Raw genomic sequence first — 24019 nt, 5'->3', positions numbered from 1 at the left:
TTAGATTCGCTCCTGTACTAGATGTAATATATGTTCCACTGTTTCATCAAACGTCATGTTACTAGAATCAACAACAATAGCATCCTCAACGCACACCAGTGGAGATTCATCGCGATTTTTATCCATTTCATCGCGACTTTCAACATTATTTTTGATATCTTCTAATGATTGTTCATTAGAAGTACCTTGAACTTCAAGCCATCTACGTTTTGCTCGTGCATCTACAGATGCTGTTAAATATATCTTCAACTCAGCCTTTGGTAGTACAACAGAACCTATATCGCGACCATCTAAAATAACACCACCAACAGCAGCCATAGCTTGTTGTCGTTCAACTAAGTATTCACGAACACCTTTATAAGAGGCAATAGTTGATACATTCTCATTGATTTGTTGTTGTCGAATTAGATCTGTCACGTCTTGACCTTTTACAAATACTTTACAAGCATTTGCAGTAGGCTCTAATGTTAAATCTAATGAAGGGAGCAATGATTCTACATCTTTTTGATTTTTCACATCAACATGGCTATCGAGAACCGCCCATGTTACACCTCGATACATAGCGCCTGTATCGATATATAAATAACCCAATTCATTGGCCACTACTTTTGAAATACTACTTTTACCAGCCCCTGCAGGACCATCAATAGCAATGGCAATTTTTTTTGTATTCATAATAACCTCTATTCTTCATCACCATGTACAGCATGCATAGCCGCCACATAACCAGTAGAAAAAGCGGCTTGTAAATTATAGCCGCCCGTGAAGGCATCAATATCCAGAACCTCACCAGCACCATATAAGCCTTTCACCAATTTAGATTCCATGGTTTTGGGACTAAACTCTTTTAACGAAATACCACCGGCTGTAACAATTGCTTCTGCTACAGGGCGTAACTCCTTTACAGCTAATGTCATATGTTGTAATACATGACATAAACGCATACGTTCTTCTTTTGTAATTTGATTAATTGGTTTGCTTGGATCTAATTCAGCAAGCTTAATAACAATAGGAATGAGATTTACCGGCAATAAATCTTTCATACCATTAGCTAATTGTTTTTTTGAATATAAATCAAAATCCTTCTGTAAGCGTTTGTCTAAAACTTCTGCAGTTAATGCAGGCTTGAGATTTATTTCAATAGTGATTTGTGGATTTTTCTTACGTAACAATTTGCCTACTGTATGACTTAAAGACAAGATTGTAGGACCCGTAAGGCCGAAATGAGTAAACATCATTTCCCCAAATTGTTTTGCTTGTACCTTATTTTTAGAAATAACGGATACCTCAACATTACGAAGACTAAGCCCCATAATATCTTTTACCCAAGATTCCTCTGTTACAATTGGTACCAATGATGGTCTTATATCTGTAATGGTATGACCAACTTTTTTAGCTAAAGCATATCCATCACCAGTAGAACCAGTTAACGGATAAGAGGCACCACCTGTACAAATGATAGCGGCATCACAAGCATATTGTTCCTTATCTGTTGTAACCCCTACAACACGACCAGCCTCAACAGTAATAGATATAACAGGTTCATTTAAATGAACTTGCACTTTATACTTTTTAAGGATTTTCATAAATATATTGCGTACTTCTAAAGCAGAATCAGATTCTGGGAATACACGTCCTCCTCGTTCAACTTTAGTTTTTAAGCCCCAACTATGTAATAATTCAAGCAAGTCTTCATTACTAAAGCGTTCATAAGCGCCATATAGGAACTTACCATTACCAGGCGTATTTTTAATGAACTCGGCCATATCTGCACTATTTGTAATATTACAGCGACCTTTACCAGTAATGCCCATCTTCTTACCAACCATATTCATTTTTTCTAGTAAGATGACACGTGCCCCTTCACGACCAGCTATAACAGCTCCCATAAGACCTGCTGCACCACCGCCAATGACTACAATTTGTTTCATTTCTTACCTGCTCCTAACGCTTTTAGGGCTTTTACTTCACGAATTGTAAGCTGACGAGAACCACCACGTTTAACACCACCTAAGGTAAGCCCAGCATATGCAATTCGTTTTAAGTTATGAATACGGTACCCAAAGTGTTCAAACATACGACGAACTTGGCGATTACGACCTTCATGGATTGTAATTTCTACTTCATGAACACCATTATGATCATCAAAACCGAGATCTACAATTGTTGCAGGAGCTGTTATACCATCTTCCAGTGCTACACCATTGGCAATAACCTGTAAATCTTCATCACGAACACGGCCCTTAATACGTACTTCATATGTTTTTTCTACGCCCTTAGACGGATGAGTTAAGTTTTGAGCCAACTCACCATCATTGGTCAACAACAATAACCCTTCTGTATATAAGTCAAGGCGACCTATTGGATAGATTCGTTTTGATTCATTTTTAATATAATCTAAAACAGTTTCACGACCTTGAGGGTCGGACACAGATGTAATAACTCCCTTTGGTTTATTTAACAAGTAATAAACTAGTTTCTCTTGGGCTAATAATTGACCATTAACCTTAACTTTATCCTTTTGAGGATCAATTTTCACACCTAATTCAGTGACTCTACGACCATTAACCTGAACTTTTCCTTCTGTAATCAATTCTTCTGCCTTGCGTCGTGATGCTACACCACAACTAGCAATAAATTTTTGTAATCGTTCCATATTATCCTTCTGTTTCTGAAACTTCTTGATGTAAAGCTTCAATAGATTCTACGCCAGCACTCCTTAAAAACTCGTCAGTTGTTCCGTAAAGAATAGGTCTTCCTACAGTATCTTTATGACCTAGTTCCGCAATAAGAGATCGAGTGAGTAATTGTTTAATAATCTTATCACTATTTACACCGCGGATTTCTTCAATTTCAGCTTTAGTTATAGGTTGTTTATAGGCTATGACAGCTAATGTTTCCATCGCTGCATTAGATAATTTATCTTCTCTCTTACGGATATGACCTACATAGTCAGCACTGTCCATGGCACTAACTAACTCAATACCTGCTCCAGATACTCTCAAACGGATGCCGCGATTTTGCTCTTCTAGTTCCCGTTGTAATGTATCTATATAATCTTGTACTTCCTCTTTTGAAAGTTCAAATACTTCTTCAAGCATTTCTATTGATATAGGTTTTGCCGCTGAGAACAACACGGCCTCTAAATGCATTGTTGGTAAGCTCATATAGCCCCCTTTCTATACGGTACCTTCTAAGGGTGCAGTGAATATAATATCATCCTCTTCATAGCGCATTTCCATAACTTGTTGCTTCAATAATTCTAAAACAGCCATAAAGATTGTTACCATACCACTTTTTGTTTCAATTGCTATTAATAACTCTCTAAAATATAAACTTTCACCACGTCGTACTCGACTAGATAAAGACAAAATCATATCCTCTAGACTATAACTGTCTTTTTCAACCTTGACCTCGCGAATAGGCTCCTCTTCAGGTAATTCCTTAGCGCGTTTTATAGTCTGATAAAAAATCTCATATAATCGGGAAAGTTCTAAATTATATACATTATCTAACCCAAGTACGCTTGTTTCTTCAGGTCTACTAAATATATTGGCGGATACAGCCGTACGTTCCATCAGTATAGCTGTAAAATCTTTGATTTTTTTAAACTCTACTAATTTAGCTACCAATTCATCACGTGGATCTTCAGCATCCTCTGGCTCAGGTTCAGCTTTAGGTAATAGCATACGCGATTTAATCTGTAACAAAGTAGAAGCCATTACAAGAAACTCACTACTATAATGAATATCAAAGTGATTCCAATTATCTAAATATTCCAAGTATTGACTCGTAATTTCAACGATAGGAATATCGGTGATTTCTATTTTATGTTTTTCAATAAGATGTAAAAGCAAGTCCAAAGGACCTTCAAAGACATCCAACTTATAATTATAATCTCCCATAAACCCCAATCCTTAGAAAATATACTTAACCATATAATTATAAAGCATTTATAGTAGTACTTTCAAATAATTGTTTTTTTTACAGTCATCTGCTATCTTTATTATAGTAATTATTATATATTATAGAAAAAAATTTATTGTGTATTCCTTCAAGAGGGGATTTATTATGTCATCTAGTTTAAAGCAAATTGGGAGAAACCCCATCTTTCGCTTTGGTATCATTGGTATTGCTTTATATATAGCTCTATTTTTCATCTATGAACCTATTACACTAGGTCTAGATGTTGAAGATATAACGATTTTAGCAGTACCAACAATTGTAGGTACTTTTTTATTTCAATATTTTATGGGATGTACCGTTTTTCATAGACCATTTTTAGGATATGGCTTAGTCGGTATTCTTTGGGCCCTTACATTCCCACTTCTCTTCCACTGGTCCTATGTAAAACCTTTATATTTTTATGAATTTGCTAATGACTTTTTATTTGGCTTATTAATCTTTATGGGTTTATCGGGGATTCAATTTTTACTGAACCAAACGAATCGTCTCCATAAAACTACATCATTAATCATGGCAATTATTACCATGATATTGAGCCTTATCCCATTCTTACAAATAGGATACTATCTAACTACATGGCATTGTTTAACGCCAGCTAGTTTACTAGCAGTATACATGACAAATCCTGAAGAAGCATTTGGTTTCTTAAAAAATGCTGCTGGTATTCCTGGTCTTATCGCTGTCGGTATTGGCCTTGTAATATGGACCTATCTACTCTACTGGTCTAATCTAGGAATGAAAGCAGTAGTAAACTTAAATACTACACGACCTATGCGCTCCACATTGCTCATTGTATCCATAGTAGCATTCTTAGTATACGTACCATTCTTCTTATTCCCGAAAACATGTATTGTAGCAAACTGGATTGCAGCTGGCGACTATGTAAAACAAATGCAACAATATAATGATAACCATCATTTAGTATTCGATTCCTTCAATTTGGATACAAAGGAAACCTCTGCGAATAAAACACCAGGAACTATCATATTAGTTATCGGTGAATCTAGTTCTCGTGATTATATGAAGGTATATAATCCGAACTTCCCTTATGATGATACCCCATGGCAAGGAAAAATGCGTGCAGACAATAAAGATTTTGTATTCTTTGACAACGCCTATTCCTCTTATGTACAAACAGTACCAACTTTAGAGCGTGCTCTATCTGAACGAAATCAATATGACGATAAACCGTTCCTTGATTCTGCGAATATTTTAGATGTTGCTAAAAAAGCAGGATATACTACTTCTTGGTTTAGTAACCAAGGTGTATTTGGCGAATATGATACAGCTATTTCATTAATGGCAAAAACAGCAGATACCACTAAATGGTCACATGAATCCTATGCTTTCTCTGATCGCTATGATGAATCACTCTTACCTTTACTACAGTCTGTTGATCCAAGTAAAAATAACTTTATCGTTATTCATATTATGGGTAGTCATATTTATTACAATGACCGTTACCCTCATGAATTTAGTAAATGGAAACAAGGTCCGTATCCTGACGGCCAAGAAGCATATGCCAATAGTCAGTTATATACAGACTGGTTATTACAACAAATTTACACCTATGGTAAAGATAAATTGAATTTACAAGCTATGGTATACTTCTCCGATCACGGTGAAAGCTTAGATAAGTCTCACAATCCAGATACATTCGACTTTGTTATGACACATATTCCATTCTGGATATATTTATCCCCTCACTATCGTGCTGAGTATCCTCAAACAGCAGAAGAACTCTCTAAACACGAACATCAATACTTTACAAATGATTTACTATATGACACATTGATTGGTCTTATGCACGCACCTAATCAACGGTATGATGTAACAAGAGACTTTAGTAATGGTAAGTATAGATTCAATTTACATAACCTAACTACTTTACTAGGGGAACAACCATTAACTAATGATCCTGTAAACGCAGGAAAATAAGCTTTTAACATTTCTAGTAATATAAAAGCATTTTTATTATGTTAGTATAATGTAGTTTAGGTTTCACTAACACGAAAAAAGAGATGAATTAAAAACTCATCTCTTTTTTTGTTCCATTAATAAGTCAATTTCTTCTTCCGTATAAACCTCTATATTGTTCATTAATAAGGCCTCTACAGTACATCCGTGCCCCTCTCTCAGGGTTTTACTAAAGGTACCATCATAAATGCGCTTATAACCGCAACTAGGACTTTTTGCTTTCATTAGAGCCTGCTTACATCCCTGTTGAATTGCTATATGCAATGCAATTTGAGCTCCTTTATGGAATTCTGTGGTTACATCAGTTCCATTAGCTGTACATACACGTTTACCTTGTCGTTCCGCAGGATCTCGAGGTATGGTAAGCCCACCTAATACTTCTGGACATACGGTTACTAGATCAAAAGTATCCTTTAACAGTGGTAACTGTTCTATAAGATTATCTTTTCCATCATAACGACAGGATACGCCACATAAGCATTCACTAATTAATAATTTTGGTTTATTATTCATAACTTTATTAAACATATAGAATCATATTTAGAAATATGCCATTCTATTAACAAACTCACACTCATATTTTAGATTATACACATTTAAAATTTGTACTTACATAAGAAAAAAAGACTAACCGAAGTTAGTCTTAATTGGTGCCGAGGACCGGAATCGAACCGGTACGGTTGTTTCCAACCGACGGATTTTAAGTCCGTTGCGTCTGCCTGTTCCGCCACCCCGGCATGGGTAACGATTGTGGAGGCGGCACCCAGAATCGAACTGGGGAATAAAGGTTTTGCAGACCTCTGCCTTACCGCTTGGCTATGCCGCCATATAAAATTGGAGCGGGAAACGAGATTCGAACTCGCGACCCCCGCCTTGGCAAGGCGGTGCTCTACCGCTGAGCTATTCCCGCATGTACATGGTGCCTCAGGACAGAATCGAACTGTCGACACACGGATTTTCAGTCCGTTGCTCTACCAACTGAGCTACCGAGGCATGAATGGCGACCCCGATCAGATTTGAACTGACGATCTTCGCCGTGACAGGGCGACATGTTAACCGCTACACCACGGGGCCGTATCCAAAGTACTTGCTTAGTATATCGGTTATCAGGACTTTTGTCAACACTATCCTACAATATTTTTGATGAATTCTTCTTCATCTTTTAATGTTGTAGATTCTTTATGTCCTGGTTCGACAATTAAATCCTTTGACAACGTTAATATATGCTTCAAACTAATGATTAAATCATCCGGATTACTCTTATAATTGTCGGTATTTCCTACATTTTGTTTAAATAAAGTATCTCCAGAAAAAAGATGTCCACCAATCTCCAAACAAACTGAGCCAGCACTATGGCCTGGTGTATGATGTACGATTATTTTAAAAGGCCCTACCTCTAATTTACCGGCCACTAAATCTTTACAATTCGTGTACATCTTCTTTTTATATACACTAGGTCTACGTCGGATTAGTTGTAATAACTCTTGATCCAAAGGATGTAAATAAGCAGGAATATTATAATACTCACAAACCTCATCAAGAGCCGATACATGATCACAATGACCATGTGTTAATAATACTGCTATAGGCTCAGAATCTCCTACCATTTCAATTATATGCTTACTATGAAACCCGGGATCAATAATAAGAGATTTTCCATCTTTAATTAATACATAACAATTTGCTTTATAAAGCCCTAGAGGGCGTTTTATAATATTCATATTATTCGCCCTCCTATAGGATACGATACCGTTTAGCAGATTGTTTTTTTATAAAATACCCTTCCCAGAATTGAGGATGAAGCATAACAAGAATTGTAAATAATTCCAAACGACCTAATAACATGTCTGCCATTGCTACGCATTTAGCACTATCAGACATACTACCAAAGGCATCTGTAGGCCCAAAACCACCAAATCCAATGCCTACATTACTAAGAAAAGCTGTTATAATTTGCATCGCATCATAAGTAGACATTCCAGAACAAGTCATAAGGAAAACAGATATAACGTAAATCATTAAATATAAAAATAAAAATTGCTGTGACATCTGTATCCATTTAGTAGGCATCGGTTTACCATTAATGCGCACGACTTGTACCATTTCAGGATGAATTGATTTTCTTAAATAAATAATGCTGCTCTTAATTAGAATAATGAGGCGAATAATTTTTACGCCCCCTGTTGTAGAACCACTACAACCACCAAAAAATGATGAAATAAATAACATCATCTGTGCAGCGGCTGGCCATAAATCATAATCGCTTACAGCAAATCCACTACCAGTTTGAATCGATACATAATTAAAGGAAACATCTCTAAAGATTTGAATTGGATCATTAATATTTGATTGTACTGCCATCGAAATTGATATGATAGCAATTCCAATAAAAATAACTAGCCAATACATACGTGTTTCAAAATCATCAATCAAAACACGAATGCCTCTTTGCAGTGCATTATAATATACTGCAAAATTACCACCAGCAAGTATCATGAAAAATATAAATACAAAACAGATATAGTTGCTTTGTTCATAAATAAATGTACCTGCAGATGTAGGTGCAAAACCACCTGTAGCAATAATGGAAAATGCATAATTTAATGCATCAAAAGGCTCTATACCACCAGCCCATAGCATAACGAAACAAATGGCGGTAAAAGCAACATATAAACGCCAAAGTTTACTGGCCATTGATTGAATACGAGGCATAACAACACCAGGTTTTGGTACCGATGCTTCTGCATTAAACATATGAGCTGCATCTGCACCTAAGTTCTTTAAGAACGATAAAATAAGGACAATAATCCCCATCCCACCAATCCAGTGCATTAATCCACGCCATAAAACATATGTCTTAGGTAAATCATCTACGCTATTAATAATTGTAGCACCAGTTGCTGTAATCCCTGATGTAGCTTCAAATAGAGCATCAAATACATTGGTTAATATACCACTAAGAATAAATGGTAAGGAACCTAAGATAATAGTTAATATCCATGTAGATGATACAACTAAAAACCCATCACGAAGACTAAAGCTTTGAGTTTCATGACCATAATAAGATAAAAGTCCACCTAAGCCAAATGAAATACCAGTAGTAACCAAAAACGACCAATATGCAGTTTCAAATACAATGCTATATATAAAAGGAATTAATGAAAAAATCCCAAAGATATATAATAATCGCCCCACTAAGGACATGACAATTTGAATGCGCATAGTCCCTCCATACTAGGTAAGATATTTAAGTAATTTACTTACAGATTCAGGTAACGCAAATAGAACAATATGATCTCCATCTAAGATTTCAGTATTACCACGTGGTACGATAGCTTCATCTCCACGTAAAATTACACCAACTAACGCCTTCCCTGGTAAACGGATGTCCTTTAATTGTTTACCAGCCACAGGTGATTCACTTGTAATGGCAACCTCTATAGATTCCGCTTTTCCACCTTCAAAGGTCGAAATAGATAAAACACCTTCTCCACTACGCACGAAACGTAAAATTTGACTCGCTGTAAATAAACGTGGCGAGAATACCACATCAATCCCCACTTGTTCCATAAGCATAATGTATTCAGGTCGACCTACGCGCACAACTGTCTTTGGTATGCCCATATGCTTGCCTACAAGAGCAACGAGCAAGTTGAGCTTATCATCATCTGTAACAGCAATTATAACATCACTATCTGCAATTTCTTCTGCTTCTAAAAGGTCAAAGTCTGTAGCATCTCCATTGATAACCATAGACTTATCTACAAGATTAGCAAGTTTTTCACAGCGGTTAAAATCTTTTTCAATAACCTTAACAGAGAATCCAGCTTGTTCTAAAAGAACTGTTAGATTTCTACCTAATAGACCGGCCCCAATGATAACAGCCCGTTTATAAAATGTACTGTGATTATGGAACCAAAGATTTTCTACTTCTTCAACAGACTCTTTTAAGCCTAAGAAGAATACACTGTCATCAACTTGTAGAATACTTTCACCATGGGGAATAATCATTTCACCATAACGTAAAACCCCTACTAGTAAAACACCTTCAGGGAATTTAATTTCTTTTAAAGGTTGACCTATTAATGGAATATCATCTGTAATCTTAAATTCCATAAGGCGTACAGTACCTTGTCCAAATTCTTCTACATCAATAGCTGATGGAGTCTCTAGAATTTGTAAAAGCTCTTGAGCCGTAACCATTTCAGGATTGATAAATAAATCGACCCCTAATTTAGCACGCATCTCATCATCCATATGTTCTGCTACGGTATTATCTCGCACACGAGCAATCGTTGTAGGAACACCTGTAATTTTAGCTACAGAACAAGATAACATATTTACTTCATCAGAATCGGTAACAGCAATAAACATTCCTACATCATCCATACCGATTTCGTTGAGCAATTGTATATCACTGCCATTTCCTTGAACAAGGCTAACATCTAGTGTATTTTCAAGATTTTGTATACGTTCTGGAGAACGATCAATTACATATACATCATGATTATCTTGTATCAATCGTTGTGCCAAGGAATAGCCAACCTTACCAGCACCTACAATGACAATTTTCATCGCCTTTATTCCTCTTCTTGTGATTCATTACCAACAGGAGGTGTCCATTGACGTCCTGTTTCAGTTAACAATGTCCAACCATCATCTTGAACAATTTTCTTCTCTTTCATCAAATGCCCTAAAGCACGCTTAAAGGCAGCTTTACTGATATTAAATTTATCTTTAATCAACATCGCAGAAGATTCATCGCTATATGGCATTTTGCCTCCACGATTAAGAAGGTACTCCATTATAATGTCTCCATCAGAAATGAGTGCCTTTTCCTTAGTAGGACGCATCGATACGTTGACACGACCATCTTCACGTTTGAAAGTAATTCGACCTTCAACCATTTCTCCTACATTTAATTTTCTAGTCATCTCAGAACGATGTAAAAAGGCAATCCATCGTTCAGGAGTGATGAAGAATGCCCCATCACTAGTCAAGTTATAGATAGCGCCTTTAACAACTTGCCCTACTTTAGCATCTGTAGCAGCCTTAGATGCGCGACGCATTTCGTCATCAACATCCATAGATACCGCAAAACGACCAGATTTATCTGTATAGAGTCGAACCCAAACTTTTTCGCCCACTTGAGGACGACCACGCATCTCTGCGTGAGGCATGAAGATACCACGCTCAGTACCAACCTCTACGAAACAGCCGAAGTTTGTAGTATTGATTACTTCAACATACCCAATTTGGCCTACCTTCATCGCTGGTAAACGCATAGAAGCAGTCAAACGCCCCTTTGGATCGCGATATAAAAATACCTCTACTTCATCACCAATAGCAACAGGAGATGTTTGTTGATCCTTATGAAGCAAAATATCATCATTTGTATTGCCAGTTTGACCATCTAGAAAAGCCCCTTGATCACTAGTACGCAATACTTTTAATGTGGCAATTGTATTTTCCAACAATTCTGTAGCCATACTATACTCCTTCAAATGGAACTCGAACTGCATCATTCCATAATTCTTCTAAACCGTAGAATTCTCGCAGCTCATCACCACCAAAGACATGACAAATAATATCGCCAAAATCAAGTAAAATCCATTCACCTTCGCGATAACCTTCTCTATGATTTACTGTCATGCCCAATTCTGCTGCTTTATCTTCCATTTCATCAGCAATACTCTGAGATTGCTTAATATTATTTGCACTAGCAATTAGGAAGTAATCCCCTAACATAGATACACCTTCTAAATCGAGAATTTCAATATCTCTGCCTTTTTTATCAAAAGCAGCTTGTGCTAATTGTAATACGATTTGTTTAACTTCTTCTTTATTTTTCATACTATTCCCCTTTTAACGTTTATTAGTACTCTCATCACCCGGTTCTGATGGCTTTGTGATAGTACCGCCATTATGTTCTGATTCAGGTGCAACCTTAGCTGTGCTATTAGTTGGAGCTGTTACAAATTGTGTCATTTCATTGGCTGGTAGATTTCCCATCGTAATGCCTACTAATCGTTGTGCTTCCGTTGGATTTACCTTCCAATATGTCATATCGCCAACTAACTCTTTTTCACCAGGAAGAATATAGAAATGAATCTCTTCCTTATTAATTTTGCTAGCATTATACACAAGCTTAATGGCATCTAATGTAGAAATATTACTATCATAATGATCCCAAATTCTCCAAATATGCCATGCATTTGTTAAGAAAAATGAATTATGCTCTTCTTCTACCCAAAGTTTCAAAAATCTTTCTTGTCGTTGTACACGTGTAAATGTATCGTGTTTTGGATCAGAATACCGTAAATAGGATAAAGCCTTATCACTATCTAATGTTTGATATCCTCGTTGTAAATCAATATCTTTATTTCCCTCTGCATCCACATGTTCCATATTTTGTTCTACATAGATTTGTTGATTCCCTAATACATCGTTAGTCTTTTTGAAAGCATTTTGATTAACTACAACATAATACGGTATAGAAATATGGAACATATCTTCAATGACAGCCTTTGTTAGATCAATACCACCTTTTTCATAGATGCTATTGAGCATACTTGCATCTGTCTGATCTCTATTATCAATTTTACTATTACTAGGAATGCCAATAACATCCATTGTTTTTTGATCTAAATTAATGGATAACAAAAATAAACTATCACTTTGACTAGGATTATTATCATCAGTACCGACAACGAGAATGTATAATGGTTTATCTAACCCTTTTTGTTCTACAGATACAGTATTACCATCTTGTTTATTTCCATTATCTACAGCTGTATCAGTTATCTCAGTAGTACCTGTAATAGCTCTATACACATAAGATACTCCAGTATACAAACCATAGCCTATACCACCAAGTAAGGCAAGTACTACAATAACAGCTACTATAAATCTAGGCCATTTAACAGATGACTTTTGTTGACGCCTTCTTCTGCGACGGCGAGCTCTTGCTCGTTCACGTTCTTCCATATATAAACTCCATTATTTACAAGATTGTAACACATCATTACGACCAAGAATGGTCAACGGATAAATCGATAAATTTTGCTCTATAAGATGAATAATAGTATTGTCAAAACCAAGCAATACAGCCTTATCTAAATCTAGTTCTGAAACGTTACGCAACTCATCCACACCGGGAAAATCTCGATTAGGCTCAATATAGTCTGCTAAAAATATCACCTTATCTAGCTTAGACATATGTACCTTTCCAGTCGTATGAACTCGAATAGCTTCTAAAACCTCATCATCAGATATAGAAAACTCTTTTTTTGCTCGAATCATACCAGCTAAGCCATGTAAAAGATTGCCATTACTTAATAATTCTTGATCAGCATCATAAGATTCACTTTTCACAAGATCTTGCATATCCTGTAAAGTCAATTCTTTAGCGCAATCATGTAGTAATGCGGCTAATCTAGCCTTTTCAACATCAACACCATAAAGCTTAGCTAAATGAGTAGCCGATTCAACAACGCCAAGAGTGTGCTTAAATCGTTTTTTGCTCAACCATTGACTCACTCTAAGTTGTATTTCATCAAATGATAACATCCTCTATTCCTTCCCATAAATATGGTTTTCTTCTATATACTCCACCACACATTTTGGCAACATATACCGAACAGTTTTTCCAGCACGTAGCCGTTCTCGTAAATATGTAGCAGATAATTTCATCTCAGGAACCTCCATAAGATGTATTTTTTTTCGTGCTTTAGGACCTAAAATGTCTAATGTTTCGTCAATGGCACTGGATCCATCGGGCCTAGTAGCGCCAATAAAATGGACCTCATCTAATAATTCCTCAATAAATTTCCACGTTGGTAACGCCCTAATCGTATCTGTACCAGCTATAAAGTAAAATTCAACATTTTTTCCATATATTACCTTAAAATGTTGAATAGTATCAACCGTATACGAAGGACCTTCTCGGCACATCTCCACATCAGAAATTTCAAAATTTGGATTATCTGATACAGCAGCTGCAGTCATAGCATATCGATGATGACTATCTATTACATCATGTTGCTTATGAGGTGGTATCCGTGCTGGTACGAAAATAACCTTTTCAAGGTTAAAGCTTTCACAAGCTAGCTCAGCAATCATTAAATGCCCTAAATGGATAGGATTAAATGTTCCACCTATGATTCCTATACGACGTTTCTCTACCATAATAATGCCACACCCTTAATGACAATGACACAGATAACGATAAACAAGAGCAATGCCTTTCCATAGGATATCCATTCGTATCGACCTTTTGGTGTTTGAATATATCTGTAGTATGCTCTTATTAAGTAATATATGGTCTTCACTTTCGCACTTGGCCTTCTCCAAATACAAAGTATTTATAAGATGTTAAAGCTTGTAACCCCATTGGTCCACGAGCGTGAAGCTTCTGGGTACTAATACCAATTTCCGCACCAAAACCAAATTCAAAACCATCAGTAAAACGAGTTGATGCATTGTGATAAACTGTAGAACAATCTACTAAGTTCATAAATACTTTTGCACGCATTGGTTCATCTGTTACTATAGCTTCTGAATGATGTGTAGAATATAAATTCACATGATCGATTGCTTCCTCAAGAGTATCAACAATACGTACATTTAAATCCATATCATTATATTCTGTGCTAAAGGACGTCTCTGTTAAAGGAATTGTATTTTTCATATATTGAGCTACTGCTTCATCACCATGAATGCGAACGCCATATTCTTGCAATGCTTTATCAAGGCGAGGTAGAAATTCAGCAGCTACTGCTTGATGAACTAACAAAGTTTCCATAGCGTTGCATACCGATGGACGTTGCACCTTAGCATTAATAGCAATGTCTAATGCCATATCGAGATTAGCATATTCATCTACAAACGTATGACATACACCACTACCTGTTTCAATAACAGGAATACTACTTTCCTCTACAACACGGCGGATGAGTCCAGCCCCGCCACGAGGAATAATGACATCAATGTATTTACGTTGTTGTAACAGTACACCAACCATATCTCGATCAAGAACCTCGACCAATTGGATAGCATCCCCATTAATGCCCAAAGATTCTAGAGTATTACGCATGATAGACACGATGATTTGATTCGTATGGAATGCTTCTTTGCCACCACGTAAAATCGTAGCATTACCTGTTTTTAAGCAAAGAACACCAGCATCAATCGTTACATTTGGACGAGCTTCAAAAATAATACCAATAACACCAAAAGGTACTGCTCTTTTTTCTATAGTTAAGCCATTAGGACGTGTAATCCTTTCCATAACAGAACCCACAGGGCTTTCAAGAGCTCCGACTTGACGAACCCCTTCAGCCATTTGAGCAATTCGATTAGGTGTCAATGTTAATCGATCAATCATGGTTTGAGGTACATGATAGTCACCAGATTTATCTAAATCTTGCTTATTAGCGGCCATAATTTCATCAGTTTGTGCTTCCACAGCATCAGCGATTGCTAATAATGCAGCATCTAACGTACCTTGATCAAGTTGAGCCAATTCAAAAGCAGCTGCATTAGCTCTTAGCCCCATATCTTTACAAATTTCTTCATACTGGTTCATATAGTATCCTCAGTGTAATAAAACTAGATTATTACGATGTATAGCTTCATCATAAGTCGTATTAATACCTAAAATGTGAGCTATATCGTTAGTATTATGACCTTTAATAGCCTTCATATCATCAACGCTATAGTTGATAAGGCCACGTCCAATTTCTTTTCCATTATGATAAATAGAAATTGTATCACCAGGTCCAAATGTACCTTCCACATCAACAATGCCAGCAGGTAATATACTAGCCCCTTTATCTAATACAGCACGAGCACAACCATCATCAATAGTGATTGCTCCTTTTAATCGTTTACCAAAGGCAAGCCAGTGATGTTTTCCTGATAAGCCGGCATCATGTGCTTCAAATAGGGTACCAATATTTTCGCCCTTACATACGCGACGCACAGAGTCCTCTACTTCACCAGAAGTAATGACCATAGGTACGCCAGAATTAGTCGCCATGTGAGCTGCTTTAATTTTAGTATACATACCACCAGTACCCATGTTAGAACCAGCACCACCTGCAATAGCATACGTTTCATCTGTAATTTCAGAAACTGTTTCTATCAATGTTGCATCAGGATGAGTTGCTGGATTAGCTGTATATAATCCTTCAATATCGGATAAGATGATAAGCAAATCAGCATCTACAATGCCTGCAACTGTAGCAGATAAAGTATCATTATCACCAATTTTAAATTCCTCAATAGCAACTACGTCATTTTCATTGATAATAGGAATAACATTGAGTTGCAATAACGTATGTAGTGTATTGCGCAAGTTTAGATAACTATGGCGGCCTGTACTATCTTCTTTTGTTAAAAGAATTTGACCTACTGTACGACCGTATTCACGAAACATACGCTCATACATATGGATGAGGATACCTTGTCCTACTGCTGCAGCAGCTTGTTTCAAAACAAGGTCTCTAGGTTTTTCTTTAAATCCTAGAGGGGCAAGGCCAGCTCCCGTTGCACCAGAAGAAACAAGGATAACCTCTTTACCTTGATTAGCTAAATCTGATAATTGGCGTACTAATCTTTCTATGCGCTCTAAGTTTAAATGTCCATTAGCATAACATAGCGTACTACTGCCTACTTTAACTACTATTCTTTTTGCGTCGATGATAGCACTTCGCATAGATTAACCTCCTAGGCCAACAGGTTATGAACTTCCCACTTTAATAAAATTTAGTAATATGACGATTTACTAAGGTAGAATAATTTTAGGTTCTTTTTTAGCTTTATATAAAACACCATTAAAACCAATGACTTGGACTAATTCAGCACCTAACATATCGGCTAACTCTTGGAAAATCGTCTTATCTTCAGGGCTATTGTTGTGTAATTTCACCTTGATTAATTCACGAGCCATTAAGGCTGCGCGAGCACTATCAATAACACTATTTTCTAAACCATTTTTACCAATTTGAACTACTGGTGGCATTGTTGCTGCCAAAGAACGTAAATACCGTTTTTGTTTTCCTGTCATTATTACTCCTACTCTTGGAATGTAAAGCGTTGATCGCCAATCACAACTTCATCACCGTCTTTACAACCTTTTTCTTTTAATTTAGCATCGAGCTCCATAAAGCGCCAAATGCGTTGGAATCTTCGAAGAGATTGATCATCACTTAAATTTGTCATTGCTACTAAACGTTCAATACGTTTACCTGTAATATAGAATGCAGCATCGTCACCACGGGTAATAACAAATTCTACATCTGGTTTTGCTTCGTATACTACTGTATCATCAGTTGCTTCTGGTTCTGGCTCAAAGTTTTCTACATAGTAGTATGCTCGTTCCATAAGTTCTGGTAAACCTTCGCCACTTAATGCATTGATAAGGAATACTTCATAGCCTTTATCTTCAAAATATTTTTTTGTATCAGGAATTGTTGTATCATCAAAGACCATATCAATCTTATTGAGTGCAACAATCTGTTTTTTATTGGCTAATTTTTCAGAATATTTACGAAGCTCTTCATTAATTGCATCAAAATCAATCTTTGGATCGCGTCCTTCCATACCAGATACATCAAGGACGTGAATTAAAATATTAGTCCTTTCTACGTGACGCAAGAAGTTATGTCCGAGACCAACACCTTCGCTAGCACCTTCAATAAGGCCAGGAATATCAGCTAGTACAAAACTGCGGTCTCCAGAGATTGTTACTACCCCAAGTACAGGTGTCAATGTAGTAAAGTGATAAGCCGCTACCTCTGGTTGAGCTTTAGAAACTTTACGCAATATACTGGATTTACCAACAGATGGATAGCCTAATAGACCTACATCTGCTAATACTTTTAATTCTAATTGTAACCAAAACTCTTCGCCTGGTTCACCTTTCTCTGCAAATGTCGGTGCACGGTTAGCACTTGTTTGGAAACGTGCATTACCACGGCCTCCACGACCACCTTTAGCAATAACAAATGTATCACCATCATTAACGAGATCACAGAAAATTTTTCCCGTTTCTTCTTCTTTAATTACGGTGCCCAACGGAACTGGGATAATAAGTGGCTCAGAACCGCGACCATGCTTATTGGAGCTTTCCCCATTACCACCAGCAGGCGCCTTAAACTGACGTTTATATCTAAAGTCTACAAGAGTATTAATATTCTTATCCGCTTTAAAAATAACGTCTGCCCCTTTACCACCATCGCCGCCACTAGGGCCGCCATTTGGCACGTATTTCTCACGGCGGAAACTAGACATGCCGTCCCCACCATCACCGGCCTTAACAAAGACACGCGCTCTATCTATAAACATATTTTAACTCCTATGCATTATTGCTGTAATAACTCTAATGCCTTTTTAATTTGAATATCATCTAATGTACTAGATGGATTTACACCTTTTGGTAAATCAAGCTCTACATCTGGTTTAATACCAATGCCGTCAATAACACGATCATTTGGTGTATGGTACTTAGCAATAGTTACCTTAACGCCTTCATTATCAAGGCTAGGGTAAATAGTTTGAACTGTACCTTTACCATATGTATTAGTACCTAAAATAGTACCTAGTTTACGGTCTTGAATAGCACCAGCTATAATTTCAGATGCACTAGCAGATCCTTTATTAACAAGAACTACTAATGGCATAGCTACTTCTGGGCCATTCGACTTATAAACATCTTTTTTACCAGCTCGATTTTGCACCGTTACTAGTGTACCTGGAGGCATAATATAGTTGGAAATCTTTTCTGTTGTAGATAACAAACCACCAGGATTATCTCGGAGATCTAATACTAGTTCCTTCATACCTTGAGATTGCAATTCTTTAAACTGTGTTTCAAAATCATCAGCTGTATTTTCAGCGAATTGACTGATACGAATGTACCCCACTGTACTTGTAAGCATTTTACTTTTAACAGTTGGTAACACAATGGATTCACGAGTGATATCAAAGTGCAATGTTTCACCATTGCGCTCTATATCAAGGGCTACAACAGTACCTGCCTCACCGCGAATTCGAGAGGATGCATCTTCTACAGTTATATCACTTGTGGATTGACCATTGATAGCAATAATATGGTCTCCAGGTTTAATGCCCGCTTTGAAAGCTGGTTGATCTTCCATAATACTAACTGCATATAAACCTTTATCATCATGCCCAAGAACCATGCCTACACCAGCATAAGTACCAGATGTTTGCATTTTCATGGACTTAAATTCATCAGCATCTAAATAAACACTATGAGGCTCTCCCAAAGAGCCAATCAAACCTTTTAACATACCATCATAAAGGGTAGCTTTAGACATAGGTGTCATAAAGACTTGACTCGCAGCATAGTAGGCTACAAATAGTCTTGGTAACCCCCAGAATGAACCAGATAGATACCAAAACATGAGCCACATAATAACGATGCCAGAGCCTATATATTTCAATAGGCTCCATAACACCGTACGTGTATCAAATTTCATATTATAAATATCCCATAGGATCCACAGGATCCCCACTTATACGAACTTCAAAATGTACGTGTGGCCCAGTACTATTACCAGTGCTACCAGCATAGGCTATAACTTGACCTTTAGATACATCTTGTCCTTCAGAGACAGCAAGCTCAGAATTATGGCCATAAAGGGTAGACATGCCATTACCATGGTCGATAACTACGGCATAACCATAGCCGCCCATCCAACCAGACCAAACAACAGTACCACCATCAGCAGCATGAACAGGTGTACCTTCATCAACACCAATATCTATACCAGAATGGTAAATTGTTGTTCCCCAAATTGGATGTGTACGATAACCATATGGTGAAGTAATTTCACCACTTACAGGCCAACCCAGTTGACCAGAACCTTGCACCCAAGAGTAACTTGGTGCAGACTGTTGAGCTGCTGCTGCGGCCGCCGCTTCTGCAGCAGCACGAGCCGCTGCACGTTCCGCTTGACGTGCTTTTAATAGTGCAGTAATTTGAGCGGAAGAAGCATTGAGTTCTTCTACAGCTTGCATTGCAGTGGCACGATCATTTTGTGCTTTTTGAAGAACGACTTCCCGTTCTTTCTTCTTTTGTTCAATTTCAGCTTGTTTAGCTACTGCCGCCTTTTCAAGCTCCACTAATTTAGCTCGAGATTGCTCAAGAGCTTGCTTACGTGCAGCAATTTCAGCACGTTCTTTTTTGATTTCATCGATTAATTTAATGTCAGCATCAATAATGCGTTTTAAAATCTCTAGTCGATTTGCAAAATCACTAAAGTCTTTAGAACCAATAACAACATCTAAATAACTTAGACGACCATTGATATAAATATCACGTACACGCTTATAAAATACGGACTCACGTCCTTCTAAACGTTTTTGTGCTTCTGCTAGTAGCTTTTCATTAACAGTAATATCATTTTCAACGGCTACACGTTGTTGTTGAATAGACTCTAACTGTTGTTGAGCTTGACGCAATTGCTCTTCAATTTGACGCAACTGTTCAGATACGCTTACAATAACAGTTTCAGCATCAGCTTTAATAGAGTTTTGTTGATTAACTTGTTGTTGAATTGAATCTAATTGATTCGTTAAATCCTCATCTTCCGCAACAATGTATAGTGGTGTTCCCAGTACTACTATACCTGTTAATATTGTTGCCACAAGACGAGATTTGATTGTGTTGTATTTCATAAACATTACACCTTCATGTATTGTTTTAAAGAAATTGTACTACCAATAGCACCTACTATAATACCGCCAACTAAAATATAGATAGCCACATCATAGAAGAATGGGAACATTGGTACTAATGGGAAGAATGCTAAAGACTCAGAAACTTCCATAGTAATGAAATGGTAGAATTCACCTACACAAAGAACGGCAATAATAGCTCCAACTAAACCTAATAACATACCTTCTATCAAGAATGGCCAACGGATAAAGCCATTTGTTGCACCTACATATTTCATGATGGCAATTTCTTTACGACGAGCAAACACAGTCAAACGAATTGTATTAGAAATGATGAATAATGTAGCTGCTGCTAAGAATGCAATTAATACGATACCACCAATTCTGATAACTTGAGTTATACGGAAGAGTTCTTCCACAATATCTTGACCATAATGTGTACTTTCAACACCTTGGAATGTAGTAGCTAATTTAGCTGTAGCCTTAACATCACTAGGATTATCAAATGTTAATACATAAGAATTTGGCAATGGATTTACATCACCTAAGGCATTTACTAATTGTTGTTGATCACCAAGGCGAGCTTTGAATTCCTTCATGGCTTGCTCTTTATTAACAAACTCAAGCTTTTTAAGGTTTGGTATGGCCTTAATTTGCTTACCTACAGCCATAATTTGGTCAGTAGTTAAGCCGTCTTTTAAGTAAATGCTCAATTGAACTTGGTTTTCTAAGCTAGATGCCATGTTATTCAAATTGATAACACCGCAAAGGAATACACCAAGCATAAATAGAGATAAAGCCACTGTAGAAATAGATGCTAACGTCATAAGACCGTTACGCTTCATAGATTTGAGGGCTTCTTTAAAAAAGTATTTCAATGTTCTAGGCTTCATTAATTTCAGCACCTCTCATATTATCACTTTGAACGCGACCATCTTTAAGACGAATAACACGTTTATTTAAATACGAAACAAGATCCATATTATGGGTAACCATAATAACAGTTGTACCAAAATTATTGATATGCTTAAACAAATCTACAATACCTTTACTTGTATCAGGATCAAGATTACCAGTCGGTTCATCAGCAATGAGCACAGATGGTCGATTTACAATGGCACGGGCAATAGCAACACGTTGTTGTTCACCACCAGATAGATCCTCTGGTAAATCATTTGCCTTGTCAGTTAACCCAACAAGCTCTAGTACATGACTTACCTTTTCTTTAATTACTTTTGGTTTCTCTTCAATTACTTCAAGTGCAAAAGCAATATTTTCTGATACCGTTTTATTCGGTAATAACCGGAAATCTTGGAATACAACACCAAGTTTTCTACGTAATTTTGGAATTTTACTACGCTTCATACGCGTAACATCAAAATCATCAACTATAACAGTACCCGTGTCAGGTACTACTTCATGAGTTAATAATTTAAATAGAGTTGATTTCCCTGCACCGCTATGACCACAAATGAGGACAAATTCGCCGTCATTTATAGTTAAACACACATCGTCTAATGCAACAGAACCATTATCATAGACTTTACTAACATTCTTAAATTCAATCATGGGATCCCCTTTGATTATTTACGAGTGATTACACGTTTTACTGCTTCTACAATGTCTTTTGCTGTTAAGCCATATTTAGCCATTAATTCTTTTGGTGTACCACTCTCCCCAAATGTATCTTGAACACCAACGAATTCCATAGGAACAGGCTTATTAGCCACTACAACTTCAGACACAGCAGATCCGAGCCCGCCAATGATATTATGTTCTTCAGCAGTAACAATAGCACCTGTTTCAACAGCTGCTTTTACAATCGCTTCAGCATCAATAGGTTTAATGGATGCCATATTAATAACGCGAGCAGATACATTACTTTCGCTCAATACTTTAGCAGCTTCTACAGCAGGACCTACTAATGCGCCGCAAGCGATAATAGTAACGTCAGAACCATCTACTAAAGTAGTAGCTTTACCAGGCTTAAATGTATAACCTTCAGCAGTTACATCATCTACACCAGCACGGCCTAAACGAACATATACAGGCCCTTCATAAGATGCAGCCCATTCGACTACTGCTTCTGCTTCACGTTCATCTGCAGGTACTACTACAGTCATATTAGGTAATGTACGCATACAAGAAATATCTTCCAAGCTTTGATGGGTAGCACCATCTTCACCTACTGTAATCCCTGCATGTGTAGCACAAACTTTTACATTTAATTTTGGATAACATACAGCATTGCGAATTTGTTCAAATGCACGACCTGTTGCAAACATTGCAAAAGAAGAGACAAATGGAATTTTACCTGCTGCTGCAAGTCCTGCCCCCACAGAAATCAAGTTTTGTTCGGCAATACCTACATTAAAAAATCGCTCTGGACAAACATTTTTAAATGTATCAGTTTTCGTAGATTTAGATAAATCTGCATCTAATACGATAATATTTGTATTTTCTTTACCAATTCGAGCTAACGCATTACCATATGCTTCACGTGTTGCTTTACCCATTATTGTACCCCCATAATTTCATTAACAAAGGCTACACCTTGCTCTGCGCTTGGTGCTTTACCATGCCATCCTGCTTGACCTTCCATTTCTTCAACGCCCTTACCTTTTACAGTATGCATTACGATGCATGTAGGGCCTTCTGTGAAAGCTTTAGCAGCTTCAATAGCATTATGAAGTTCATCAATATCATGACCATTTACTTCAATAACATTCCAATTAAAAGCTTTGAACTTTTCAGGAATTGGCAATGGAGAAAGTACTTTTGTAATATCGCCGTCAATTTGAAGACCATTAAAGTCAACAAAAGCAGTTAAATTATTGAGTTTATAATGGCCTGCAAACATTGCTGCTTCCCACACTTGACCTTCTTCAAGTTCACCATCACCAAGAATGGAATACACTCGATAATCGGCATTATCAATTTTACCAGCTAGTGCCATACCACAAGCCGCAGAAATACCTTGACCTAATGAACCAGTAGACATATCAACACCAGGTGTATGTTTCATATCTGGATGACCTTGTAACATATGGTCAATTTTACGCAAGTTCAAAAGCTCTTCTTTTGGGAAATAGCCTTTTTCAGCTAATGTAGCGTATAGTGCAGGTGCAGCATGACCTTTAGAAAGGACAAAACGATCTCTATTAGGCGCTTTTGGATTTGCTGGATCTACATTCATTTCTACATAGTACAACAAGGCCATCACATCGGCGATAGATAAAGAACCTCCTGGGTGACCGGATTTCGCTGCCGTTACAGACTGAACAATACTAACGCGAATAGCTTTTGCCTTCTCTTGAACTAATTGTTTAACATCTTGTGTTAATGTAGCCATAGAGACCTCACTTTCTGG

25 protein-coding genes and 5 tRNA genes are annotated in these 24019 nt (G+C 37.1%); 1 reads left to right on the top strand and 29 read right to left on the bottom strand.

All coding sequences use genetic code 11. The annotated features are described in order from the left end of the window. From cmk to VCHSUH03_RS05520, 5 genes are read right to left on the bottom strand one after another with little or no spacing between them, the layout of a single operon-like run. Nucleotides 1-675, bottom strand: a complete 675-nt coding sequence (gene cmk, locus VCHSUH03_RS05540; protein ID WP_105094318.1) for a (d)CMP kinase — start codon at nucleotides 673-675, stop codon at nucleotides 1-3. An 8-nt stretch (nucleotides 676-683) separates the two neighbouring features. Continuing rightward, complete coding sequence (locus VCHSUH03_RS05535; RefSeq protein ID WP_105094317.1) at nucleotides 684-1931, bottom strand: BaiN/RdsA family NAD(P)/FAD-dependent oxidoreductase; 1248 nt, start codon at nucleotides 1929-1931, stop codon at nucleotides 684-686. Continuing rightward, nucleotides 1928-2656 (bottom strand): pseudouridine synthase, encoded by a 729-nt coding sequence (locus tag VCHSUH03_RS05530; protein WP_105094316.1) that lies wholly within the window; start codon nucleotides 2654-2656, stop codon nucleotides 1928-1930. Before VCHSUH03_RS05530 ends, VCHSUH03_RS05535 begins: the two co-directional genes overlap by 4 nt. 1 nt (nucleotide 2657) lies before the next feature. Next, the gene (scpB, locus tag VCHSUH03_RS05525; RefSeq protein ID WP_105094315.1) at nucleotides 2658-3167 is read right to left on the bottom strand and encodes an SMC-Scp complex subunit ScpB; all 510 of its coding nucleotides are present in this window, start codon (nucleotides 3165-3167) and stop codon (nucleotides 2658-2660) included. Nucleotides 3168-3179: 12 nt separating this feature from the next. Then, complete coding sequence (locus tag VCHSUH03_RS05520) at nucleotides 3180-3905, bottom strand: segregation and condensation protein A (protein ID WP_105094314.1); 726 nt, start codon at nucleotides 3903-3905, stop codon at nucleotides 3180-3182. A gap of 166 nt (nucleotides 3906-4071) precedes the next feature. Between VCHSUH03_RS05520 and VCHSUH03_RS05515 the strand changes: the two genes are divergently transcribed. Continuing rightward, entirely contained in the window at nucleotides 4072-5904 is a 1833-nt protein-coding gene (locus VCHSUH03_RS05515; protein WP_105085542.1) for a phosphoethanolamine transferase, read from the top strand. Between the two features lie 96 nt (nucleotides 5905-6000). On the opposite strand, the gene VCHSUH03_RS05510 is transcribed toward VCHSUH03_RS05515, so the two are convergent. From VCHSUH03_RS05510 to VCHSUH03_RS05395, 24 genes are all read right to left on the bottom strand, one after another. Continuing rightward, entirely contained in the window at nucleotides 6001-6456 is a 456-nt protein-coding gene (locus VCHSUH03_RS05510; protein ID WP_105094399.1) for a 2-thiouracil desulfurase family protein, read from the bottom strand. 135 nt (nucleotides 6457-6591) lie between these two features. After that, nucleotides 6592-6680: transfer RNA gene (locus tag VCHSUH03_RS05505), tRNA-Leu, on the bottom strand. A gap of 14 nt (nucleotides 6681-6694) precedes the next feature. Then, nucleotides 6695-6769 (bottom strand) — tRNA-Cys (locus tag VCHSUH03_RS05500). Nucleotides 6770-6778: 9 nt separating this feature from the next. Further along, nucleotides 6779-6853: transfer RNA gene (locus VCHSUH03_RS05495), tRNA-Gly, on the bottom strand. A 7-nt stretch (nucleotides 6854-6860) separates the two neighbouring features. Then, nucleotides 6861-6936 (bottom strand) — tRNA-Phe (locus tag VCHSUH03_RS05490). 5 nt (nucleotides 6937-6941) lie between these two features. After that, a tRNA-Asp gene (locus tag VCHSUH03_RS05485) sits at nucleotides 6942-7017 on the bottom strand. A 50-nt stretch (nucleotides 7018-7067) separates the two neighbouring features. Next, nucleotides 7068-7664: an MBL fold metallo-hydrolase gene (locus VCHSUH03_RS05480; protein ID WP_105085541.1), complete on the bottom strand. Its 597-nt coding sequence runs from the start codon at nucleotides 7662-7664 to the stop codon at nucleotides 7068-7070. Between the two features lie 13 nt (nucleotides 7665-7677). After that, a complete protein-coding gene (locus tag VCHSUH03_RS05475; protein ID WP_105094313.1) occupies nucleotides 7678-9165 on the bottom strand; it encodes a TrkH family potassium uptake protein in 1488 nt (495 codons plus the stop codon). 12 nt (nucleotides 9166-9177) lie between these two features. Next, on the bottom strand, nucleotides 9178-10518 hold the full coding sequence (gene trkA, locus VCHSUH03_RS05470; protein WP_105094312.1) for a Trk system potassium transporter TrkA: 1341 nt from the start codon (nucleotides 10516-10518) through the stop codon (nucleotides 9178-9180). 5 nt (nucleotides 10519-10523) lie between these two features. After that, the gene (locus tag VCHSUH03_RS05465; protein WP_105094311.1) at nucleotides 10524-11432 is read right to left on the bottom strand and encodes a CvfB family protein; all 909 of its coding nucleotides are present in this window, start codon (nucleotides 11430-11432) and stop codon (nucleotides 10524-10526) included. A gap of 1 nt (nucleotide 11433) precedes the next feature. Beyond that, the gene (gene rsfS, locus VCHSUH03_RS05460; RefSeq protein ID WP_024066146.1) at nucleotides 11434-11796 is read right to left on the bottom strand and encodes a ribosome silencing factor; all 363 of its coding nucleotides are present in this window, start codon (nucleotides 11794-11796) and stop codon (nucleotides 11434-11436) included. A gap of 12 nt (nucleotides 11797-11808) precedes the next feature. Continuing rightward, nucleotides 11809-12930, bottom strand: a complete 1122-nt coding sequence (locus VCHSUH03_RS05455) for an LCP family protein (protein ID WP_105085537.1) — start codon at nucleotides 12928-12930, stop codon at nucleotides 11809-11811. A 12-nt stretch (nucleotides 12931-12942) separates the two neighbouring features. Continuing rightward, nucleotides 12943-13512 carry a bis(5'-nucleosyl)-tetraphosphatase (symmetrical) YqeK gene (yqeK, locus tag VCHSUH03_RS05450; protein ID WP_105094310.1) on the bottom strand — a complete coding sequence of 190 codons (570 nt, stop codon included), beginning with the start codon at nucleotides 13510-13512 and terminating at the stop codon, nucleotides 12943-12945. 3 nt (nucleotides 13513-13515) lie between these two features. Further along, nucleotides 13516-14130: a nicotinate-nucleotide adenylyltransferase gene (gene nadD, locus VCHSUH03_RS05445; RefSeq protein ID WP_105094309.1), complete on the bottom strand. Its 615-nt coding sequence runs from the start codon at nucleotides 14128-14130 to the stop codon at nucleotides 13516-13518. 139 nt (nucleotides 14131-14269) lie between these two features. After that, on the bottom strand, nucleotides 14270-15529 hold the full coding sequence (locus VCHSUH03_RS05440; protein WP_105094308.1) for a glutamate-5-semialdehyde dehydrogenase: 1260 nt from the start codon (nucleotides 15527-15529) through the stop codon (nucleotides 14270-14272). Nucleotides 15530-15538: 9 nt separating this feature from the next. Further along, complete coding sequence (gene proB, locus VCHSUH03_RS05435) at nucleotides 15539-16660, bottom strand: glutamate 5-kinase (protein ID WP_105094307.1); 1122 nt, start codon at nucleotides 16658-16660, stop codon at nucleotides 15539-15541. A gap of 69 nt (nucleotides 16661-16729) precedes the next feature. Then, nucleotides 16730-17011, bottom strand: a complete 282-nt coding sequence (gene yhbY / locus VCHSUH03_RS05430; RefSeq protein ID WP_105085532.1) for a ribosome assembly RNA-binding protein YhbY — start codon at nucleotides 17009-17011, stop codon at nucleotides 16730-16732. A gap of 8 nt (nucleotides 17012-17019) precedes the next feature. After that, entirely contained in the window at nucleotides 17020-18291 is a 1272-nt protein-coding gene (obgE, locus tag VCHSUH03_RS05425; RefSeq protein ID WP_060924669.1) for a GTPase ObgE, read from the bottom strand. Nucleotides 18292-18308: 17 nt separating this feature from the next. Then, on the bottom strand, nucleotides 18309-19448 hold the full coding sequence (locus tag VCHSUH03_RS05420; protein ID WP_105094306.1) for a S41 family peptidase: 1140 nt from the start codon (nucleotides 19446-19448) through the stop codon (nucleotides 18309-18311). Between the two features lies 1 nt (nucleotide 19449). Then, the gene (locus tag VCHSUH03_RS05415; RefSeq protein WP_105094305.1) at nucleotides 19450-20655 is read right to left on the bottom strand and encodes a murein hydrolase activator EnvC family protein; all 1206 of its coding nucleotides are present in this window, start codon (nucleotides 20653-20655) and stop codon (nucleotides 19450-19452) included. Continuing rightward, complete coding sequence (gene ftsX / locus VCHSUH03_RS05410) at nucleotides 20655-21542, bottom strand: permease-like cell division protein FtsX (RefSeq protein WP_105085529.1); 888 nt, start codon at nucleotides 21540-21542, stop codon at nucleotides 20655-20657. The genes VCHSUH03_RS05415 and ftsX overlap by 1 nt, the downstream gene beginning before the upstream one ends. Further along, nucleotides 21532-22218: a cell division ATP-binding protein FtsE gene (ftsE, locus tag VCHSUH03_RS05405; RefSeq protein ID WP_105085528.1), complete on the bottom strand. Its 687-nt coding sequence runs from the start codon at nucleotides 22216-22218 to the stop codon at nucleotides 21532-21534. Before ftsE ends, ftsX begins: the two co-directional genes overlap by 11 nt. A 14-nt stretch (nucleotides 22219-22232) precedes the next feature. After that, nucleotides 22233-23165, bottom strand: a complete 933-nt coding sequence (locus VCHSUH03_RS05400) for a transketolase family protein (RefSeq protein WP_105085527.1) — start codon at nucleotides 23163-23165, stop codon at nucleotides 22233-22235. After that, entirely contained in the window at nucleotides 23165-24001 is an 837-nt protein-coding gene (locus tag VCHSUH03_RS05395; RefSeq protein WP_105094304.1) for a transketolase, read from the bottom strand. The genes VCHSUH03_RS05400 and VCHSUH03_RS05395 overlap by 1 nt, the downstream gene beginning before the upstream one ends. Between the last annotated feature and the right edge of the window lie 18 nt (nucleotides 24002-24019).

This window comes from Veillonella infantium (assembly GCF_002959895.1).
GTDB classification, from domain to species: Bacteria; Bacillota; Negativicutes; order Veillonellales; family Veillonellaceae; genus Veillonella; species Veillonella infantium.
The sequence above is the reverse complement of the archived record's forward strand: the minus strand, read 5'-3'. Positions and strand labels throughout refer to the sequence as shown.

What these genes read in the sequence shown, in the direction of transcription:
- yqeK (WP_105094310.1), bottom strand. Translation starts at nt 13,512, where the DNA reads ATGTTATCATTTGATGAAATACAACTTAGAGTGAGTCAATGGTTGAGC.
- VCHSUH03_RS05515 (WP_105085542.1), top strand. Translation starts at nt 4,072, where the DNA reads ATGTCATCTAGTTTAAAGCAAATTGGGAGAAACCCCATCTTTCGCTTT.
- obgE (WP_060924669.1), bottom strand. Translation starts at nt 18,291, where the DNA reads ATGTTTATAGATAGAGCGCGTGTCTTTGTTAAGGCCGGTGATGGTGGG.
- VCHSUH03_RS05535 (WP_105094317.1), bottom strand. Translation starts at nt 1,931, where the DNA reads ATGAAACAAATTGTAGTCATTGGCGGTGGTGCAGCAGGTCTTATGGGA.
- ftsE (WP_105085528.1), bottom strand. Translation starts at nt 22,218, where the DNA reads ATGATTGAATTTAAGAATGTTAGTAAAGTCTATGATAATGGTTCTGTT.
- proB (WP_105094307.1), bottom strand. Translation starts at nt 16,660, where the DNA reads ATGCGAAGTGCTATCATCGACGCAAAAAGAATAGTAGTTAAAGTAGGC.
- VCHSUH03_RS05395 (WP_105094304.1), bottom strand. Translation starts at nt 24,001, where the DNA reads ATGGCTACATTAACACAAGATGTTAAACAATTAGTTCAAGAGAAGGCA.
- ftsX (WP_105085529.1), bottom strand. Translation starts at nt 21,542, where the DNA reads ATGAAGCCTAGAACATTGAAATACTTTTTTAAAGAAGCCCTCAAATCT.
- VCHSUH03_RS05530 (WP_105094316.1), bottom strand. Translation starts at nt 2,656, where the DNA reads ATGGAACGATTACAAAAATTTATTGCTAGTTGTGGTGTAGCATCACGA.
- scpB (WP_105094315.1), bottom strand. Translation starts at nt 3,167, where the DNA reads ATGAGCTTACCAACAATGCATTTAGAGGCCGTGTTGTTCTCAGCGGCA.
- VCHSUH03_RS05475 (WP_105094313.1), bottom strand. Translation starts at nt 9,165, where the DNA reads ATGCGCATTCAAATTGTCATGTCCTTAGTGGGGCGATTATTATATATC.
- VCHSUH03_RS05520 (WP_105094314.1), bottom strand. Translation starts at nt 3,905, where the DNA reads ATGGGAGATTATAATTATAAGTTGGATGTCTTTGAAGGTCCTTTGGAC.
- trkA (WP_105094312.1), bottom strand. Translation starts at nt 10,518, where the DNA reads ATGAAAATTGTCATTGTAGGTGCTGGTAAGGTTGGCTATTCCTTGGCA.
- VCHSUH03_RS05480 (WP_105085541.1), bottom strand. Translation starts at nt 7,664, where the DNA reads ATGAATATTATAAAACGCCCTCTAGGGCTTTATAAAGCAAATTGTTAT.
- yhbY (WP_105085532.1), bottom strand. Translation starts at nt 17,011, where the DNA reads ATGACAGGAAAACAAAAACGGTATTTACGTTCTTTGGCAGCAACAATG.
- cmk (WP_105094318.1), bottom strand. Translation starts at nt 675, where the DNA reads ATGAATACAAAAAAAATTGCCATTGCTATTGATGGTCCTGCAGGGGCT.
- VCHSUH03_RS05455 (WP_105085537.1), bottom strand. Translation starts at nt 12,930, where the DNA reads ATGGAAGAACGTGAACGAGCAAGAGCTCGCCGTCGCAGAAGAAGGCGT.
- VCHSUH03_RS05440 (WP_105094308.1), bottom strand. Translation starts at nt 15,529, where the DNA reads ATGAACCAGTATGAAGAAATTTGTAAAGATATGGGGCTAAGAGCTAAT.
- rsfS (WP_024066146.1), bottom strand. Translation starts at nt 11,796, where the DNA reads ATGAAAAATAAAGAAGAAGTTAAACAAATCGTATTACAATTAGCACAA.
- VCHSUH03_RS05400 (WP_105085527.1), bottom strand. Translation starts at nt 23,165, where the DNA reads ATGGGTAAAGCAACACGTGAAGCATATGGTAATGCGTTAGCTCGAATT.
- nadD (WP_105094309.1), bottom strand. Translation starts at nt 14,130, where the DNA reads ATGGTAGAGAAACGTCGTATAGGAATCATAGGTGGAACATTTAATCCT.
- VCHSUH03_RS05465 (WP_105094311.1), bottom strand. Translation starts at nt 11,432, where the DNA reads ATGGCTACAGAATTGTTGGAAAATACAATTGCCACATTAAAAGTATTG.
- VCHSUH03_RS05420 (WP_105094306.1), bottom strand. Translation starts at nt 19,448, where the DNA reads ATGAAATTTGATACACGTACGGTGTTATGGAGCCTATTGAAATATATA.
- VCHSUH03_RS05415 (WP_105094305.1), bottom strand. Translation starts at nt 20,655, where the DNA reads ATGTTTATGAAATACAACACAATCAAATCTCGTCTTGTGGCAACAATA.
- VCHSUH03_RS05510 (WP_105094399.1), bottom strand. Translation starts at nt 6,456, where the DNA reads ATGAATAATAAACCAAAATTATTAATTAGTGAATGCTTATGTGGCGTA.